Annotated in this window: 17 protein-coding genes; 7 read left to right on the plus strand and 10 right to left on the minus strand. The window is 68.3% G+C overall.

The features are described from left to right. Positions 1-7 precede the first annotated feature (7 nt). The 3 genes from SK854_RS29555 to SK854_RS29565 form a co-directional block, all read right to left on the minus strand. Positions 8-553: a hypothetical protein gene (locus tag SK854_RS29555; protein WP_319978387.1), complete on the minus strand. Its 546-nt coding sequence runs from the start codon at positions 551-553 to the stop codon at positions 8-10. A 238-nt stretch (positions 554-791) separates the two neighbouring features. After that, complete coding sequence (locus SK854_RS29560) at positions 792-1796, minus strand: C40 family peptidase (RefSeq protein ID WP_319978388.1); 1005 nt, start codon at positions 1794-1796, stop codon at positions 792-794. Positions 1797-1861: 65 nt separating this feature from the next. After that, positions 1862-3232 carry an NYN domain-containing protein gene (locus SK854_RS29565; protein ID WP_319978684.1) on the minus strand — a complete coding sequence of 457 codons (1371 nt, stop codon included), beginning with the start codon at positions 3230-3232 and terminating at the stop codon, positions 1862-1864. Positions 3233-3415: 183 nt separating this feature from the next. On the opposite strand from SK854_RS29565, the gene SK854_RS29570 reads away from it, so the two are divergent. Further along, positions 3416-5116 carry a DEDD exonuclease domain-containing protein gene (locus SK854_RS29570; RefSeq protein WP_319978389.1) on the plus strand — a complete coding sequence of 567 codons (1701 nt, stop codon included), beginning with the start codon at positions 3416-3418 and terminating at the stop codon, positions 5114-5116. 259 nt (positions 5117-5375) lie between these two features. Continuing rightward, on the plus strand, positions 5376-5663 hold the full coding sequence (locus SK854_RS29575) for an Lrp/AsnC family transcriptional regulator (protein WP_030465012.1): 288 nt from the start codon (positions 5376-5378) through the stop codon (positions 5661-5663). Positions 5664-5737: 74 nt separating this feature from the next. Here SK854_RS29575 and qcrB read toward each other — a convergent pair whose 3' ends face one another. The 4 genes from qcrB to ctaE are packed head-to-tail and all read right to left on the minus strand — an operon-like array spanning position 5738 to position 9996. Next, positions 5738-7402, minus strand: a complete 1665-nt coding sequence (qcrB, locus tag SK854_RS29580) for a cytochrome bc1 complex cytochrome b subunit (RefSeq protein ID WP_319978390.1) — start codon at positions 7400-7402, stop codon at positions 5738-5740. After that, entirely contained in the window at positions 7399-8523 is a 1125-nt protein-coding gene (qcrA, locus tag SK854_RS29585) for a cytochrome bc1 complex Rieske iron-sulfur subunit (protein WP_319978392.1), read from the minus strand. Before qcrA ends, qcrB begins: the two co-directional genes overlap by 4 nt. After that, complete coding sequence (gene qcrC / locus SK854_RS29590; RefSeq protein ID WP_319978393.1) at positions 8520-9332, minus strand: cytochrome bc1 complex diheme cytochrome c subunit; 813 nt, start codon at positions 9330-9332, stop codon at positions 8520-8522. The genes qcrA and qcrC overlap by 4 nt, the downstream gene beginning before the upstream one ends. 52 nt (positions 9333-9384) lie before the next feature. After that, positions 9385-9996, minus strand: a complete 612-nt coding sequence (gene ctaE, locus SK854_RS29595; RefSeq protein WP_319978394.1) for an aa3-type cytochrome oxidase subunit III — start codon at positions 9994-9996, stop codon at positions 9385-9387. Positions 9997-10089: 93 nt separating this feature from the next. On the opposite strand from ctaE, the gene SK854_RS29600 reads away from it, so the two are divergent. The 4 genes from SK854_RS29600 (at position 10090) to SK854_RS29615 (ending at position 12882) form a co-directional block, all read left to right on the plus strand. Further along, positions 10090-10503: a hypothetical protein gene (locus SK854_RS29600; RefSeq protein WP_319978395.1), complete on the plus strand. Its 414-nt coding sequence runs from the start codon at positions 10090-10092 to the stop codon at positions 10501-10503. Between the two features lie 65 nt (positions 10504-10568). Further along, positions 10569-10979, plus strand: a complete 411-nt coding sequence (locus SK854_RS29605; RefSeq protein ID WP_319978396.1) for a hypothetical protein — start codon at positions 10569-10571, stop codon at positions 10977-10979. 7 nt (positions 10980-10986) lie between these two features. Beyond that, entirely contained in the window at positions 10987-12039 is a 1053-nt protein-coding gene (trpD, locus tag SK854_RS29610; RefSeq protein WP_319978397.1) for an anthranilate phosphoribosyltransferase, read from the plus strand. A 156-nt stretch (positions 12040-12195) separates the two neighbouring features. Further along, positions 12196-12882: a lysophospholipid acyltransferase family protein gene (locus SK854_RS29615; RefSeq protein WP_319978398.1), complete on the plus strand. Its 687-nt coding sequence runs from the start codon at positions 12196-12198 to the stop codon at positions 12880-12882. Positions 12883-13062: 180 nt separating this feature from the next. Here the strand turns inward: SK854_RS29615 and SK854_RS29620 are convergent, their stop codons facing one another. Together SK854_RS29620 and ctaC are read right to left on the minus strand one after the other, a co-directional pair. Then, entirely contained in the window at positions 13063-13479 is a 417-nt protein-coding gene (locus tag SK854_RS29620; RefSeq protein ID WP_319978399.1) for a cytochrome c oxidase subunit 4, read from the minus strand. 13 nt (positions 13480-13492) lie between these two features. After that, positions 13493-14425: an aa3-type cytochrome oxidase subunit II gene (gene ctaC / locus SK854_RS29625; protein ID WP_319978400.1), complete on the minus strand. Its 933-nt coding sequence runs from the start codon at positions 14423-14425 to the stop codon at positions 13493-13495. A 181-nt stretch (positions 14426-14606) separates the two neighbouring features. On the opposite strand from ctaC, the gene asnB reads away from it, so the two are divergent. Beyond that, positions 14607-16535, plus strand: a complete 1929-nt coding sequence (gene asnB, locus SK854_RS29630; RefSeq protein ID WP_319978401.1) for an asparagine synthase (glutamine-hydrolyzing) — start codon at positions 14607-14609, stop codon at positions 16533-16535. A 36-nt stretch (positions 16536-16571) separates the two neighbouring features. Here asnB and SK854_RS29635 read toward each other — a convergent pair whose 3' ends face one another. Then, entirely contained in the window at positions 16572-17348 is a 777-nt protein-coding gene (locus tag SK854_RS29635) for a class I SAM-dependent methyltransferase (protein WP_319978402.1), read from the minus strand. Positions 17349-17355: the final 7 nt, after the last annotated feature.

Genomic DNA, 17355 nt, shown 5'->3' on the forward strand with positions numbered 1-17355 from the left:
CTCAACGCTATCCGATGCTCGTTTTCAGGAACTCACGCCAACCCGCCACGTCGACGACGCTCGGGTCCACAGAAGACAACGACGCGTGCCGCAGGAAGAAGTCCACGACACCTCGCTCCCCCAGCCGCGACTCCAGGTAAACCATGATCGAGTACGCCTGCTGATAGGCCAGATCACGCCCGGAGCCGCCGAAGTCGACCGGCAACACCGAGACGTCCGACCTGAGCAACGGCGCCGCCTGACGAAGCGACAACCCCGTGTCGTGGAACGCCACCCAGTCCGCGAACCCTTCCACCAGCCACAGCGGGGCCGAGTCCGAGGTCAGGTCCCGCGTCGCGACATGGGTGATCTCGTGCCGCAGCAGCACGCGCAACTCCAGGTCCGACAACGCCGACGCCCGCACCCGGTTGATGACGACGCGCTGCCCGGAACCGTCGCTGTCCCGGATGGCGATTCCGGCCATGTCCGCGAACGCCGGTCCGACGAGCGACACCAGCTCGCTGTCCGTGGCCGGAACGACGACGTCGACCCGCCGACCCCAGCTGATATCCAATACATCGGCAACCTCGCGCACCGAGGAGTCCAACGCCCCCGATACCCGCGACGCCAGGGCGCCATCGCAAGAACTGCTGGTCACGGCGCCTGAAACAGCCGTCAACACCGACTCATTGCAATGGGGTGTTGCGGTCGGCTGCAACTCAACGGGCCGTAGTGCAACGCTGACGCCCAGCAGGAACGTCATGGCGACGGTGACCGCCAGCAACGTCCTGAGGTGCTTCACCGGCGCAACGCTAGCCCTCGATGCGCCGAATCACCGCGATGGGCCCGATGGCGTCGATCGGTGCGATCTTCACCGGCTGCCCCTCCGTCGAGGCGTGCACCGCCCGCGCGTTGTCGACGGCCATGGCGACGTGCGAGCGGCTCGAGTAGTAGACGATCAGATCGCCCGCACGGACCTCGCTACGCGACACGGCGCGTCCGACCCCGGCCTGGCCACCGGACGTGCGCGGGATCGTGAGCCCGGCCGCCGCGTAGGCCTTCATCGTCAGCCCGGCGCAGTCCCACCGGTCCGGCCCGGTCCTGCCGTACTCGTACTCGTCCCCGCGCTGCCCCAGCGCGAAGTTCAGCGCGAGGCCCGCCGCTCCGGAAGGCACGCTGACCTGAGAGCGGTCCCCCGGATCACGCAGCTGGGTCACGACGGGGGCGGGCAGCCGCGTCAGCGCCGACCGCACCTCGGTGATCTGCGCCTGCAAGGCCTGGTTGCGCCCGTCCAGGTCGCTCTTCAGCTTCTCGGCCGCCGCGGTGGTCTCCGCGGCACGGGCGCGCGCGTTCTCCGCCACCTGGTGCGCCTGCCGAGCCTTTTCCACGGCTCCGGACAGCCGCGCGAGCGACTCCGCGTTGTCGGCGGCCAGCACCCGCATCATCTCGAGGCGGTTCAGGAAGTCCTGCTGCGAGTCCGCCACGAGCAGCGCCGACAGCTGGTTGAAACGCGCACCCTCGAAGGACGCCTGGGCGATGAGGTCGACCTGCCCCTGGAAGTCGTCCTTGTCGCGCTTGGCCTGCCGTTCGACCTGCTGCGCCGCCGCCACTGTCGCGGTCGCGCGGTCGAGTTCGGCCTTGCGCTGGACGAGATCTTCCTGCGCGCGCAGGACTTCCTCGTTGAGCTTCGTCGCCTGCGCCGTCAGATCCGCGTACGCGCGCGCGGGATCAGCCGGCTGCGCGGCTGAAGACACGGCCGGAGTCGCCGGCAGCAACAGCAGGAGAACCACAAAACCACGGGTGAAGTTGCGCGACATGAGGTCGCCGATCCCCCTCGCCAGAACAAGCCCGTCAAGATCGACGGCGTCAGGCTACCGGGTGATCAAACGCGCCCGAGACGGGCCAGCAACACAGCGGACGGCACCGGGTGCGCACCGCGACGACGCACCGAATCCGCGACCGCGCGATCCGACGTCACCACCACCACGGGCCGCCCCTCCGGCTCTGCGGTGACCAGCGCACGAATGACGTCATCCGCCAGAACACCGGGATCGCTGAAGAGCACGCGCACGCCACGAGGAGCCGCGGCGGGCACCGCGACCACCCCAGCGCCGTCGAACACCAACGTCACCTCGGCGCCCGTGCGCGCGGCGAGCACCGCCAACTGGTGCACGAGCCGATCGCGTTGATCGGACAGCGACAGCTCCGGATAACCGGTCTTCGTGACGTTGTAGCCGTCCACCACCAGATGCACGGCGGGCAACGCCAGCAGCCGGTCCAGAGCCGCCGGGTCCTCCACCCGTCCCACGGCCCCCTGCGACGCGCTGGCGCCTCGCACGAGGTCGGCGGGACGTGGCCCGGTGCCTTCGCCCAGAGCCAGCTCACGACGCAGGCCCGTGACGGCTCCGTCGAGGGTGTCCACGAGCAACGCGAGCCGCACCTCGTCGGCCTGCCGGGCCTCCCGCGCGGACTGCCGCGCCACCTCGGCGTCGGCGATCGCCCGCTGCGCCTTGCCTCGCTCGGTCTCGGCGCGTTCCCGCTCCCGGTCGCGCTCGGCGGTCAGACGCTTGACCTCGTCCGCGGTGCGTACCTGGATCTTGTCGACCTCGGCGGCCGCCGCCGCAGCGGCGTCCTTGGCCTCCCGCAGCTTCACGCCCTGCTCGCGCAACCGCTTGCGCAGGCGTTCCAGCTCGACTTCGGCGTCCGCGCGAACGCGCTCGGTGGCTCCGTCGAGCTGGGTGCGCTCGGCCCGCAGCCGTTCCAGCTCGCTTTCCATCCGTTCCACGCGCGCGACGGCCGCGTCCCGTTCGGCTCGCAGCGTCGCGTCCCCCACCCGTCGCGAGACCAGTTCCACGTAGTGCGGCGCCACGTCGTCTCCGGTCAGCACCGCCGCCGCGGCCGCCGTCACCGGATCCGGCGAGGTCACCTCCAGCGTCGACGGCCTGTTCTTGCGCAGCCACTCGATCACGGCGGTGCGGAAGTTCGCCGAGTCGCGCAGGCCGGCGACGACCTGCGTGCCGCCCAGACGAGCGCGTTTGGTCGGGGCGAACTTCGCCACCGGGCGCAGGTGCTGGGGCACGTCGACCTTCGCCATCTCGCCCAACGCGTCGGCACCGAGTTCCGCGAGCCTCACCCGCAACGGCTCCGGCAGGGCCGACCAGTCCACAGTGGATTCCTCTGAGGATTCCTCTGAGGATTCCTCTGCGGACTCACCTGCCTCATCGGCAGGCAGGTCGAACTCGGGCGCGGGCATCGGGTCGGGCACCCCATCAGGCTAGAGCCCTCGCGCTTGAGCAGCGCATGGACGTGTCCGCCCTTCGGAACAACGATCTGGAAAAGATCACCCGAAGATCACTCCAACGGAGCAACCGCAGGTCAAGGCATCGCCAGGGATCACCGTCGAAAATTGTCAGACCCCGTCGCTAACGTCGGCCACGTGACCGGACAACTGTCCTTCGACGAGCTCGGGACGCCCCTGCGCGACACGACGTTCGTCGTCTTCGACCTGGAGACGACGGGTGGCAGCGCCGAGGAGGACGCCGTCACCGAGATCGGCGCGGTGAAGGTCCGCGGCGGCCAGATCCTCGGCGAGTTCGCGACCCTCGTAGACCCCGAACGCGGCATCCCGCCGATGGTCGCGCAGCTGACCGGGATCACGCAGCTGATGGTGATGGGCGCGCCGACCATGAAGACGGTGCTGCCCGCGTTCCTCGAATTCGCGGCCGGGGCGGTGCTGGTGGCGCACAACTCGGGCTTCGACGTCGGGTTCATGAAGGCCGCCTGCGAACGGCACGGCTACCGCTGGCCGAAGCCGTCGGTCGTGTGCACGGTGAAGCTCGCACGGCGGGTCCTGAGTCGCGACGAGGCACCGTCGTGCCGCCTGTCCGCGCTCTCGGACCTGTTCCACACGGAGACCAAGCCGACGCACCGGGCGCTGGCCGACGCCCGCACGACCGTCGAGGTGCTGCACGCGCTGTTGGAGCGCGTCGGCAACGTCGGCGTGCACTCCCTGGAGGAGCTGCTGGCGTACCTGCCGGAGGTGACGCCGGAACAACGCCGCAAACGCTCCCTCGCCGCCCACCTGCCGTCCACGCCGGGCGTGTACCTCTTCCGCGGCCCGAAGGAGGAGGTGCTCTACGTCGGCACGGCGTCCGACCTGCGCCGCCGGGTCCGCCAGTACTTCACGGCCAGCGAAGGCCGCCGCAGGCTGCGCGAGATGGTCGCGCTCGCGGTGCGCGTCGACGCCGTGGAGTGCGCCCACCCGCTGGAGGCCGAGGTGCGCGAACTACGGCTCCTGCGCGCACACCGTCCCGCGTACAACCGACGCTCGAAGAACCCCCACCACGCCTGGTGGCTGACCCTGACCGACGAGCCGTTCCCGCGGATCTCGCTGGTCAAGGTCCCCCGAGATGGCGCGCTGGGCCCGTTCCGCACCCGGAAGGCCGCCGAGTCGGTCGCGGACGCGCTGCTCGACGCCGTCCCGCTGCGCTCGTGCACCATCAAGATCCCCGCGGCGAACCAACGAGCCTCCCCGTGCGCGCTGGCCGAACTCGACCGCTGCAAGGCGCCGTGCGCGGGCAGGCAGTCCGTCGACGAGTACTCCCCCGCCGTCGTGGCCGTGCAGGATCTGGTCGTCGGCCGCAGCGCGGACCCGTTACGCACTCTCGTCAGCCAACTCGACGGCCTGGCGTCAGCCGAGCGCTTCGAGGAGGCCGCTCGCCGCCGCGACCGCCTGGCGGGTCTGGTCCGGTCCCTGGACCGCGCCCAGCGACTGGCAGCCCTCGCCGCCCTGCCCCAACTGGTGGCCGCCCGCCCGGACCGCGAAGGCGGCTGGGAGTTCTCCGTCGTGCGCTACGGCCGCCTGGCCTCCGCCGGGGTCGCCCGCCGCGGCACCCGGCCGATGCCGGTCGTCGACGCACTCGTCGCCTCGGCCGAAACGGTCATCCCGACACCCGGTCCGCTGCGCGGTGCGCCGCCCGAAGAAGCCGGGGTCGTCCTGCGCTGGCTCGACCAACCGGGCACCCGCCTCGTCTACGCCGACGAGCCCTGGTCCTCCCCCGCCGGCGCCGCCGCGGCATGGGTGCCGTGGGCCGAACAAGCCGCGAACGCCCGCCCCATCCACGACCACTGGAACTGACCCCGAAAGCCCCTGTTGCACCGCCTTATGCAAAAAACGTTTGCGGACGTCCGCAAACGTTTTTTGCATAAGGGCTGATATGCGCAGGTCAACGAGGGTGGCGGCAACCGATATATCAGTTGGGATGTCGACAAAGCGACTAGCGCGAGGCGAGGTCGGCTTGCGTGCGACGACCGGCGACGTCCTCACGCCGGTGATCAGGCGGTAGGGCAGACTACGGGTGCTTGAGACACCGGAGCCCAGACCCGAGGAGGACGCCGTGGTCACCGCCATCGTGCTGATCCAGGCCGCCGCCGAACGCATTCCCGAGGCCGCGCAGGAGATCGCCGACATCGACGGAGTCACCGAGGTGTACTCCTGTGCCGGTGACGTGGACCTGATCGCGCTGGTGCGGGTCAGCAAGCACGAGGACCTCGCAGCCCTGGTGCCCGGCAAGATCAGCAAGGTCGCCGGTGTGCTGAACACCGACACACACATCGCGTTCCGCAGCTACTCGAAGCGCGACGACGAGGCCGCGTTCTCCATCGGCCTGGACGACGCCCAGTAGCCCGAACCACCAAGACAGCGAAAAGCCCCCGTGAAGAGTCACGGGGGCTTTTCAGTGCTTCACAACCGAGAAGGTCAGGCCTTCGGGTCGGACGGCTTGCCCGCGAGCTCGCCGGCCTTGTCCTGGGCACTGGTGCCCTCGGACACGTGGTTCTTCGCGCGCGCGTTCTCCAGGGCCACGGTCTCCTCGACCGGGTCCGGCGACCACGTGCTGCCGGCGACCGGGTGACCGGCCGAGCCGAGCTTGTTCATCTTCTTCGGCACCGACGCGCCCTGGTAGGCGAGCGGGATCGGGTGGCCGTGGTCGTCCACCGGGCCGAGCGGCTGGTGGATCTCGATGAACTCGCCGTGCGGCAGGCGCTTGATGATGCCGGTCTCGACACCGTGCTCGAGCACCTCGCGGTCGCCGCGCTGCAGGCCGATGCAGATCCGGTACGCGACGAAGTACGCGATCGGAGGCAGGATCAGCATGCCGATGCGGCCCATCCACGTCGTCAGGTTCAACGAGATGTCGAACTTGTACGCGAAGATGTCGTTGCCGCCCATGAGCAGCAGGACCATGAAGTACGTGATCGCCATCCAGCCGAGCGCGGTGCGGACCGGAACGTCACGCGGGCGCTGCAGCAGGTTGTGGTGCGCGTAGTCCTTGGTCATCTTCTTTTCGATCCACGGGTAGACCGCCGCGATACCGGTCAGCAGCGGCAGACCGAGGATGAACGGCAGGAACGCACCGGGGATCGTGTAGTTGCCCAGGTAGAACTCCCACGCGGGCCAGATGCGGACCAGGCCGTCGGTCCAGCCCATGTACCAGTCGGGCTGCGAGCCGGCGGAGATCTGCGCCGGGTTGTACGGGCCGAAGTTCCAGATCGGGTTGATCTGGAAGACGCCACCCATGATCGCGATGACACCGACGACGATGGCGAAGAAGCCACCGCCCTTGGCGGCGAACACCGGCATGATGCGGACACCGACGACGTTGGTCTCCTTGCGGCCCACGCCGGGGAACTGCGTGTGCTTCTGGTACCAGACCAGCGCGAGGTGCGCCGCGATCAGACCCAGGATGATCGCCGGGATGATCAGGATGTGCGCGGTGTAGAGCATCGGGATGATGTCCGTGCCGGGGAACTCCCCGCCGAACATCAGCCAGTTGATCCAGGTGCCGACCACGGGGAACGAGATCAGCAGGGCCGCCATGACCCGGAGGCCGGTGCCCGAGAGCAGGTCGTCCGGCAGCGAGTAGCCGAGGAAGCCCTCGATCGCGCCGAGCATGAACAGCACGATGCCGATGACCCAGTTGATCTCACGCGGCCTGCGGAACGCGCCGGTGAAGAAGATCCGGAACATGTGCACGACGATCGCCGCCATGAACAGCAGCGCCGCCCAGTGGTGCACCTGGCGGACGAACAGGCCACCGCGCGTCTCGAACGAGATGTCGAGCGTGGACGCGAACGCCCGCGACATCTCGATGCCGCGCAGGTTCTCGAACGAGCCGTTGTAGGTGACCTCGGTCATCGACGGGTCGAAGAACAGGGCGAGGTACGTGCCCGACAACAGCAGCACGATGAAGCTGTACAGGGCGATCTCACCGAGCAGGAAGGACCAGTGCGTCGGGAAGACCTTGTTCAGCTGTTTGCGCAGGCCAGAAGCTGCGTGGAACCGCTCGTCGGCAGCGTTGGCCGCCGCCCCTGCGACGCGCGCGGCGGCGTTGGCCGGCTTCGTCGGCGTGGTGATGGCACTCATGACTTCCGCTCCCAGAACGCCGGACCCACAGCCTCGATGAAGTCGCTGCGGGCTACCAAGTATCCGTCTTCGTCCACAGTGATCGGAAGCTGCGGAAGGGGACGGGTCGCCGGACCGAACCGCGGCTTGGCGTATTCGAAGACGTCGAACTGCGACTGGTGGCACGGGCAGAGCAGCAGACCGGTCTGCTGCTCGAACAGCGACGTCGGGCAACCGAGGTGCGTGCAGATCTTCGAGTACGCGTACAGATCACCGTAGTTGAAGTCTTCTTGACCTGCACGTTTGGTGACCGCCTGGTTCGGGCGCATGCGGATGAGCATGACCGGCGCGTCGGCCCGCTTGAGGGCCGCGACCAGGGCGTGCTCGTCCTCGCGCTCGGACTCCCGGAACGGGAACACCGTCTCGAAGCCGCCCGGCTCGACGTCCTCGGGACGCACCAGGGAGACCTCGTGGAAGTTGCCGGTGTGGCGGCGCAGGTAGACCTTCTCGCCCTTTTCGGCCTTCCAGCCGGTGTGCCACAGCGAGTTCTTGGTCTCGCTGTCCGCGTGCGGGTTCTTGATGAGCGCGCCCAGCGGGACGGCCGCGACGCCCAGACCCAGCACGCCGGCACCGAGGCCCGCGGTGCGCTTGATCAGGTTGCGGCGCCCGATGCCGCTGCGCTCCCCCGCGTCGGCGAGCTCCGCGACCAGGGTGGCGCGGTCGACCTCGGCCGACGGGCCGTCGTGGCGCTGCTGCACCGCGAGCTCTTCGGGGATGAACTTCTTGGTGTAGAGCAGCGCGGCGACGCCCAGCGCCACCACCGACAGGCCCAGGAACAGGCCGATCAGCGGGTTGTAGAGCATGTGCAGCAGGTGGCCGTCGGTGTGCGGGGCCTCGTACTGCCACGGCCAGAACAGGAAGACGCCGAGGAAGGCCAGCCCGGACAGCGCGGAGATCACGAACCAGAGCGCGACGACGCGCTCAGCGCGACGCTCGGCACGCGTCCCGGGAACCGGGAACCTCTCCTCGTAGTGGACGAGCTCGACGCCGTCCATCTTCGTTCCGAGCCTGACGAGGTCGTCCCGGCTCATCTCCGCGAGCTCTGCCTCGCTGGGCAGCTCGGTCGGCTTGTCGCCGCTCATGCCTTGGCTCCGATCCAGAGGGTCACGCCGATGAGCGCGGCGATGCCCACGATGAACGCGATCAATCCCTCGGAGACGGGTCCGAACCCGCCCAGGGGGTTACCGCCGGAGTTGTTGTTTCCGTCGGTGACCGACTTGACGTACGCGATGATGTCTTTCTTCTCTTCCGGCGTCAGCTGGCGCTCGCCGAACTTCGGCATGTTCTGCGGGCCGGTCAGCATCGCCGTGTAGATCTGCTCCTCGGTCACGCCGTCGAGTTCCGGCGCGAACTTGCCGGACGACAGCGCGCCGCCGCGACCCGTGAAGTTGTGGCAGCTGGCGCAGTTGAGGCGGAAGAGCTCGCCACCGCGGGCGGGGTTGTCGCCGCGCAGGGCCTCGCCGGACTCGGAGGGCTTCTTCGGGCCCTCGCCACCGTTGGCGGTGATGTAGGCCATCAGCGCGTTGATCTCCTCAGGGGAGAGCTTCGCGGGCTTGCGGATGGCCTGCGCCTCCTGCCGCGCCATGGGCATGCGGCCGGAGGAAGTCTGGAAGTACACCGCGGCGTCACCGACGCCGATCAGGCTCGGCCCGCGGTCCTTGACACCTTCGAGGGACTTGCCGTGGCAGCCCGCGCAGGTGTTCAGGTAGATCTGCTCGCCCTGGCGGACCAGAGCGTCCTCCTGCTGCGCCTGGGCGGTCTGCGCCTGGGGCGCGAACGCGGCGAACAGCATGCCTGCGCTGAGCAGGGCGAAGCCCAGCGCGAGCAGACCGGCGACCCGGCGGCGCAGCTTCGTGCGGGCGCCGCGCGGGCGTTTCGTAGTGGTGGTCATGGTGTGCGGCAACCCTTGCTGTCAGTTCGGGAGCTCGTGGCTGGGGAGCAGGTCAGGGCACGATGTAGATGATGGCGAAGAGCCCGATCCACACGACGTCGACGAAGTGCCAGTAGTACGACACGACGATGGCGGAGGTGGCCTGCGCCGGCGTGAACTTGCTGAGCTTCGTCCGGATCAACAGGTAGACGAACGCGATCAGACCGCCGATGACGTGCAAGCCGTGGAAGCCGGTCGTGAGGTAGAAGACCGTGCCGTAGGCCGACGACGGAATCGTCGTGCCCTCCTCGACGAGGGTGATGTACTCACCCGCCTGGCCTCCGACGAAGATCGCTCCCATGATCAACGTCACGATGTACCAACGACGCAGACCGAACACGTCGCCCCGCTCAGCGGCGAACACGCCCCACTGACACGTGAAGGACGACGCGACCAGGATGATCGTGAAGACCGCCGCGTAGGGAACGTTCAGGTGGGTGGGCGCTGGGGGCCAATGCCCAGTGTCGTTCTGGGCCTTCACCGTGAAGAACATGGCGAAGAGGCCAGCGAAGAACATGAGCTCGCTGGACAGCCAGACGATCGTGCCGACGCTGACCATGTTCGGGCGGTTCAGCGAGTGCACGCGCTGGCCGATTGAAGGCGCTGCCGTGGTCACGCGCAGCATTATTGCCTGCGGAATTTCCGTCCGCCCATCGGGTCCTGCGCGGATCATGGGTCGGCTGGGTCACACAGCGGGTGATCACGAGGAGATCAACGAATGGGTTCGCTGGGCCGATTGCGGGACACGCTGCGCCAACTCCTGCGACGAGACGAGGTGCCGGCGCTGTCGATCGACGACCCGGAGCTCGTCGTCGTGGTCGAGGCGTTCGACATCGCGGAGGCCGATTCGGCCGTTCTGGCCCGTTCTCCGCGGTGGCGCGCCGACGATCTCGCGGTGCTCCGGCACCACGTGCGCATCCCCGCTGACCAGGTCGAACGCGCGCGCGAACTGCTCACACCCGACGGCTGGGTGCTCGTTGCCGGTGATATATCGCATATCAGTCGAGTGCAGAAGCTGGACGCGCTGCACTGCGCCCAGGAGCGGTCGAGGATGGCCTCTCTGGCGCAACGACTCGGTGGCGACGCCCTGGGGTGGGACGCCCTGCAGAAACCACACGAACCGGCCCGATAGCATCACGGCGACCTTGGTCACTTTCTTCAGGACCGCAGTCGGCAGTCGCAGCGGAGGATCCAGAGATGAGCACGCAGACCACGAAGATCCTGGTGTTCAGCCACCGGCCCGAGGTGCGTGAGACGATCATCACTGCGGTCGGCCGTCGTCCCGCGCCGGACCTCGCGCGTGTCGAGTACGTCGAGGTCGGCGCCATCGCGGACGTCCTCTACGAGGTCGACAACGGCACCGTCGACCTGCTGATCCTCGACGGCGAGGCGCAGCCGACCGGGGGCATGGGCCTGTCCCGCCAGCTCAAGGACGAGATCACGAACTGCCCGCCGATCGTCGTGGCGGTGCGCCGCAAGGACGACAGGTGGCTCGCGACCTGGTCGCAGGCGGACGCGGTGCTGGTGCACCCGCTCGACCCGCTGGCCGCCGCCGAGACCGTGGCCGAGGTGCTGCGGGGCTTGGCTTTGCCCGTCGTCAAGGGCTGATCCCGCCATGAGCCAGCGCACCTGGCCCTCGCTGCTCAACCGCTTGCTCGACGGCGTCGACCTGACCGCCGACGACACCGCCTGGGGAATGGACCAGGTGATGTCCGGCGAGGCGACCTCGGCGCAGATCGCGGCGTTCGTCGTCGCGTTGCGCGCCAAGGGCGAGACGCCGGAGGAGGTCGACGGCCTCGCGACGATGATGCTCAACCACGCGAACCGGTTCACGGTGGACGTGCGGGCGACCGACATCGTGGGCACCGGCGGCGATCATTCCGGTTCGGTGAACATTTCGACGATGGCCGCGATCATCACGGCTGCCGCGGGCGTGCCCGTGGTCAAGCACGGCAACCGCGCGGCGTCGTCGCAGTGCGGCACGGCGGACGTCCTGGAGGCACTGGGCGTCGCGATCGACCTGCCGGCCGCCGGCGTGCAGGAGACCGTGCGCGAGCTCGGCATCGGTTTCTGCTTCGCGCCGGTGTTCCACCCCGGCTTCCGGCACGCGGGCCCGGTGCGGCGGGAGATCGGCATTCCCACGTCGTTCAACCTGCTCGGACCCCTGACGAACCCGGCGCAGCCCACGGTCGGCCTGATCGGCTGCGCGCGGGCGTCCGCGGCACCGCTGATCGCCGGCGTGTTCGCGCGGCGCCGCAACACCGCTCTGGTGGTGCGGGGCGACGACGGCCTCGACGAGATCACCACGACCACGACGACGTCCGCGTGGCTCGCGCAGGACGGTGTGGTGCGCACGGAGACCATCGACCCGACCGTGCTCGGCGTGAAGCCCGCACGCGAGGAGGACCTGAAGGGCGGCGACTCGTCGGTCAACGCCCAGGTGGTCCGCGACCTCGTGGGCGGCAAGACGGGTTCGGTGCGGGACGCGGTGCTCGTGAACGCGGCGGGCGCCATCGCGGCGCACGGCGGCTTCTCCGACGACCTGCACGCCGACCTGACGGCCTCGCTGAGCCGTGCGGCCGACGCCATCGACTCAGGCAGGGCGGCGACGCTGCTGAGCCGCTGGGTGGAGCTCTCACAGGCTTTGAAGGCGTCTCCGAAGAAGTAACCGAAAGGCTGACTGAGCGGTTTCGGTCACGCGTCGTCGTCGACGCGTGACCCTGCTCGCACGGCCGCCGCATCGGCGTAGTCCGAGCGAGTGATGGGCCAGAGATGCGCACCACGTGGTAACGCCGTCGCAATCGCCACCTGGAATGCTGGAGTCATGGCCCTCCTCTACCCGGTGATGAAGCACGTCGTCGCGCGCACAGCCCGTCTGGTCTACCGCCCGGTGGTGGACGGTCTGGAGAACATCCCCACCGACGGCCCCGTCATCCTGGCGGCCAACCACCTCAGCTTCATCGACAGCGTCGTGATCCCGATGGTCGTGCCGCGCCGGGTGTCGTTCCTCGCGAAGGCGGAGTACTTCACGGGCACCGGTCTGAAGGGCTCGCTGTCGCGCAGGTTCTTCTCCTCGCTCGGCCACGTGCCGGTGCACCGCGGCAAGGGCCGTGACGCCCGCGCCGCTCTCGACACGGCCGCCGACATCCTGGCGCGGGGTGACGCCTTCGCCATCTACCCGGAGGGCACGCGCTCGCTCGACGGCATGCTCCACCGCGGCCGCACCGGTGTCGCCCGCATGGCGCTGGAGTCCGGGGCCCCGGTCATCCCGGTCGGCATCATCGGCACGGACAAGGTGCAACCGGTCGGCAGCAGGTTCCCGAAGATCGTCCCGGTGACGGTCCGCTTCGGCGAGCCGCTCGACTTCAGCCGCTACGACGGCATGCAGGAGTCGCTGCCGGTGCTGCGCAGCGTCACCGACGAGATCATCTACCGCATCCTGGACCTGAGCGGCCAGGAGTACGTCGACGCGTACCAGAAGGCGCCCGAGAAGGTGGCGGCCGCCGCGTAGCCGCCGCGGCCTCGTTCCAGGCCTGCGAAAGGGCCCTCCCCGCTGTTGCCGGGGAGGGCCCTTTCGCGTGCGATATGCGATGTATCACATACGGGACATCAGTCCACACACGACTGAGGCCCCCTCCACTGTGGAGGGGGCCTCAGTCGAAGCGATGTCCGACGTGTCGGATATCGGATATCAGTCGTGATTGGGTCCGGTGTGGTACTCGAACACCAGACCGCCGACCATGATCAGCACCATGACGACGGCGATCACCAGCAGCCACACGTGCCAGAACGCCAGCGCGACGCCGGTGGTCGCCGCCGCGGCGGCGAGACCGACCGGCCAGTACGAGCCGGGGCTGAAGAAGCCCAGCTCGCCGGCGCCGTCGGACACCTCGGCGTCGGGGTTGTCCTCCGGCCGCACCTCGATGCGGCGGGCGACGAACCGGAAGTAGGTGCCGGTGATGAGGGCCAGGCCACCGGTCAGCGCGAGTGCCACCGTGCCGGTGGGCTCGACGTGGCCGGTCGCCAGGTGCGTCCAGTAGCCGTAGACGACGGCCATCAGGAACGAGAAGGCCATCACCAGGTCGAATACGCGAGCTTCGATCTTCATCGCGAGGCGTTCCCTACTTCTGGCCCGCACCGGAGGCTTCGCGCGCCGTCCGGTCGGTGTTGAACGGGGTGGTCGTCGTGGCCAGCGGTGAACACCACTTGTCACAGTTCACCTGAGAGAGGGCCTCGGCCGTGGTGTACGGCTTGCCCGTCTTCTCGTTGACCTGCTTGCGCAGCTCGATGTACTTCTCGAAGTCGGCTTCCTCCAGGGCGCGGACCTCGAAGTTCATCACCGCGTGGTACGAGCCGCAGAGCTCGGCGCAACGGCCGACGAACGCGCCAGGACGATCGATCTGGTCGATCTGGAAGACGTTGTCCTGGTTGTTCTTCTCCGGCATCGGGAAGACGTCCCGCTTGAAGTGGAACTCCGGCACGAAGAACGAGTGGATGACGTCCGTCGAGCGCAGCGTGAACTGGATGCGCTTGCCGGCCGGCAGCACCATGATCGGGACCTCGCCCGAGGTGCCGACCGTGCTGACGACGTTGCCCTCTTCGGTCTTGTGGTCCGGGTACTGGAACTCCCAGTTCCACTGGAACGCGATCACGTCGATGTTGACGTCGGGCTTGCCCGACTTGTCCGTGACGTAGTTCTGCGTGACGGCGGTGAAGTAGAACAACACCGCCACGATCACCGTCGGCACGACGATGAGCACGATCTCCAGCGGGAGGTTGTACGCCGTCTGACGCGGCAGCTCCTCCGACTTCTTGCGGTGGAACACCACCGACCACAGGATCAGGCCCCACACGATGACGCCGACGACGAGCGCGGCGATCACGGACCAGGTCCAGAGCTCGCGCATCTTCTCGGCCTGCGGCGTGACGGCCTGCGGCCATCCGAAGCGCAGCACCTCGTCCGTGGAGCAACCGGTGGCCCCGATGCCGACCAGGCCTACCAGCCCAGCGGTCTTCACCAGCCGGGATGCCCTGGTGCCCTCCTTCAGGCCCACTGCTCGCCCGCCTCCTCGTTCCATGCCAACGGATCAAGCGGGAGCGTAGCCCAGCGCAACGGCGCTCACCCCTTGGGGGCACCGCCGCTGCGGTGCAGTTTCGGTCACACAGAGCCCCTTCGGCATACTGAGGACTTCCCCGTGGTCTTCCCCTTCGTGTTTCTTGAGAGGTGCGAGAGCCTTGTGCGGCCTGGCAGGACTTGTATGCCCTAGCGAGAACGAGGCCGAGAACGCGCGCCCGGCCATGGAGGCGGCGCTGCGCTGCATGCGGCACCGCGGACCGGACGAGAGCGGCACCAGGCGGGTCGACGAGGTCGTCTTCGGCTTCAACCGGCTCGCCATCATCGACATCGAGCACTCCCACCAGCCGTTGACCTGGGGTCCGGCGGAGTCGCCGAGCCGGTACACGATCAACTTCAACGGCGAGATCTACAACTACCTGGAGCTGCGCGCCGAGCTCACCGAGAAGCACGGCGCGGTCTTCCACACCGACGGCGACACCGAGACCATCGTCGCCGCCTACCACTACTTCGGTCCCGCGGCGATCACGAGGCTGCGCGGCATGTTCGCGTTCATGATCTGGGACTCCGAGCGCGACATCGTGTTCGGCGGCCGCGACCCGTTCGGCATCAAGCCGCTGTACTGGGCGCAGGGTCAGAGCGGGGTCGCGTTCTCCAGCGAGAAGAAGGTCCTGCTGGAGATCGCCTCCACGATCGGCATCGCCCCGAAGATGAACGTCAAGGGGCTGCAGCACTACCTCACGCTGCAGTACGTGCCGGAGCCCGCCTCGCTGCACGACCAGATCTACCGCGTCGAGTCCGGCCACTCGTTCACGCTGGTCCCTGGCGAGTCGCCGAAGTTCGAGCGGTACTTCCCGGCGAACTTCAAGGTCCGCACGGTCCGCAGCGAGGGCGAGGCCGACGCGCTCTACGACGAGATCACCGCCGCGCTGCGCGACTCGGTCGCCAAGCACATGCGCGCGGACGTGACGGTCGGGTCGTTCCTGTCCGGCGGCATCGACTCGACGGTGGTCGCGGCGCTGGCCAAGGAGCACAACCCGGACCTGATCACGTTCACCACGGGGTTCGAGCGCCAGGGGTTCTCCGAGGTCGACGTGGCCGCGGAGTCCGCGGCGCTGATCGGCGTGAAGCACGTGGTCCGCACGGTCAGCGCGCAGGAGATGATGGACTCCCTGCCGCTGATCACCTGGTACCTCGACGACCCGGTGGCCGACCCGGCGTTGGTGCCGTTGTGGTTCATCGCCCGTGAGGCGCGTCAGCACGTGAAGGTCGTCCTGTCCGGTGAGGGCGCGGACGAACTCTTCGGCGGGTACACGATCTACCGCGAGCCGTTGTCGCTGGCGGGGTTCGAGAAGGTGCCGGGCGCGCTGCGCAAGGCCATGGGCAAGGTCTCCACGAAGATCCCGCACGGTGTGCGCGGCAAGGACCTGCTGCGTCGTGGGGCTTTGACGCTGGAGGAGCGCTACTACGGCAACGCGCGCATCTTCCTCGACGACCACCTGCGGCAGGTGTTGCGCACGTACGACCCCGCTGTGTCCCACATGGACGCGACGGCCCAGCCGTACCGCGAGTCGCGCAACTGGGACCCGGTCACGCGCATGCAGCACGTCGACCTGTTCACGTGGCTGCGCGGCGACATCCTGGTCAAGGCCGACAAGATGACCATGGCGAACTCGCTGGAGCTGCGCGTCCCGTTCCTCGACCCCGAGGTCTTCAAGATCGCGTCGCAGATCCCGAGTGAGTTGAAGATCACCAAGGACACGACGAAGTTCGCGCTGCGCAAGGCGATCCGCGACATCGTGCCGGCGCACGTGCTGAACCGGCGCAAGCTCGGCTTCCCGGTGCCGATCCGGCACTGGCTCAAGGACGAGATGCACGACTGGGCCGTCGACATCGTGCGCTCGTCGCAGACCGACCAGTACATCGACAAGTCCGCGGTGCTGCGGCTGATCGAGGAGCACCGCTCCGGTGTGCTCGACCACAGCCGCCGCATCTGGGCGCTGCTGGTGTTCATGATCTGGCACGGCATCTTCGTCGAGGGCCGCATCCAGCCGGTGGTGCCGGAGCCGCACTACCCGGTCAAGCTCTGACGGTTCGGGCCCCTCTCCGGAGGGGCCCTTCTCGTTTTACCGACGTCCCTGAGCGCTGCAGATCGCGTACGAACTGACGACGGTGTCCGGGGACGCCATCAGTTCCAGGTAGCGGGCGAACTCGTCGTCGGTGAGCGGAAGCTTCGGGCGCATCAGCCGCGCTGTCGCGGCGAGCAGGCGGCACCCCGCGGAACCGCCCTCCCACTCCCGCACTTCACGGGAGCCGCTGACGTCGTTCAGCCCGGCGTCGAGCAGCGCCCTCTCGATGCGCGCGCCCCACGCCAGTTCGGCGCCCGCGTGATCGAGCAACGTCAGCAGGGCGTTCTTCACCCGCATGATCAGCTTCGCGTCCTCGGGACCGGACGACGGCCCGGTGGACAGGACTTCGAGCGGGAGGCAGTCGAACTCTTCGAGCACGAGCCATCCGCCGGGACGCAGCGAGTCGCGCAGCTTGCGCAACACGACCTCGCGGGCGGGGAGGTAGAAGAGCACCAGGCGGGCGTGGACCAGGTCGAACGCGTTGCCAGGCAATATATTGGATACCACGTCGTGCTCCAGAACGGTGACGTTGTCCCGTTCCTCGAGCCGGGTGACGTCGATGTCGGTGACCGTCACGTGCCCGGACGGAGCGACGACGTCGGCGAGCCAGTTCGCCACCGACCCGCCACCACCTCCGACTTCGAGGCAGCGCCAGCCGTCTGCCACACCCAGCTGCTCGACGCGGGCGAACGTGCCCGCGTCGAGCAGAGAGCTCAGCGCGTCGAACTTCGGATCGAGCGACTCACCGGTGTCGCCGAACAGGTACGTCCCCATTGTCCGA

This window comes from Lentzea sokolovensis (assembly GCF_033949975.1).
Classification (GTDB): Bacteria; Actinomycetota; Actinomycetes; order Mycobacteriales; family Pseudonocardiaceae; genus Lentzea; species Lentzea sokolovensis.

Excerpts from the sequence above, each read along its gene's own strand:
- SK854_RS29560 (WP_319978388.1), bottom strand. The coding sequence starts at position 1,796 with ATGTCGCGCAACTTCACCCGTGGTTTTGTGGTTCTCCTGCTGTTGCTG.
- SK854_RS29565 (WP_319978684.1), bottom strand. The coding sequence starts at position 3,232 with ATGCCCGCGCCCGAGTTCGACCTGCCTGCCGATGAGGCAGGTGAGTCC.
- qcrB (WP_319978390.1), bottom strand. The coding sequence starts at position 7,402 with ATGAGTGCCATCACCACGCCGACGAAGCCGGCCAACGCCGCCGCGCGC.
- qcrA (WP_319978392.1), bottom strand. The coding sequence starts at position 8,523 with ATGAGCGGCGACAAGCCGACCGAGCTGCCCAGCGAGGCAGAGCTCGCG.
- qcrC (WP_319978393.1), bottom strand. The coding sequence starts at position 9,332 with ATGACCACCACTACGAAACGCCCGCGCGGCGCCCGCACGAAGCTGCGC.
- ctaE (WP_319978394.1), bottom strand. The coding sequence starts at position 9,996 with ATGCTGCGCGTGACCACGGCAGCGCCTTCAATCGGCCAGCGCGTGCAC.
- SK854_RS29600 (WP_319978395.1), top strand. The coding sequence starts at position 10,090 with ATGGGTTCGCTGGGCCGATTGCGGGACACGCTGCGCCAACTCCTGCGA.
- SK854_RS29605 (WP_319978396.1), top strand. The coding sequence starts at position 10,569 with ATGAGCACGCAGACCACGAAGATCCTGGTGTTCAGCCACCGGCCCGAG.
- trpD (WP_319978397.1), top strand. The coding sequence starts at position 10,987 with ATGAGCCAGCGCACCTGGCCCTCGCTGCTCAACCGCTTGCTCGACGGC.
- SK854_RS29615 (WP_319978398.1), top strand. The coding sequence starts at position 12,196 with ATGGCCCTCCTCTACCCGGTGATGAAGCACGTCGTCGCGCGCACAGCC.
- SK854_RS29620 (WP_319978399.1), bottom strand. The coding sequence starts at position 13,479 with ATGAAGATCGAAGCTCGCGTATTCGACCTGGTGATGGCCTTCTCGTTC.
- SK854_RS29635 (WP_319978402.1), bottom strand. The coding sequence starts at position 17,348 with ATGGGGACGTACCTGTTCGGCGACACCGGTGAGTCGCTCGATCCGAAG.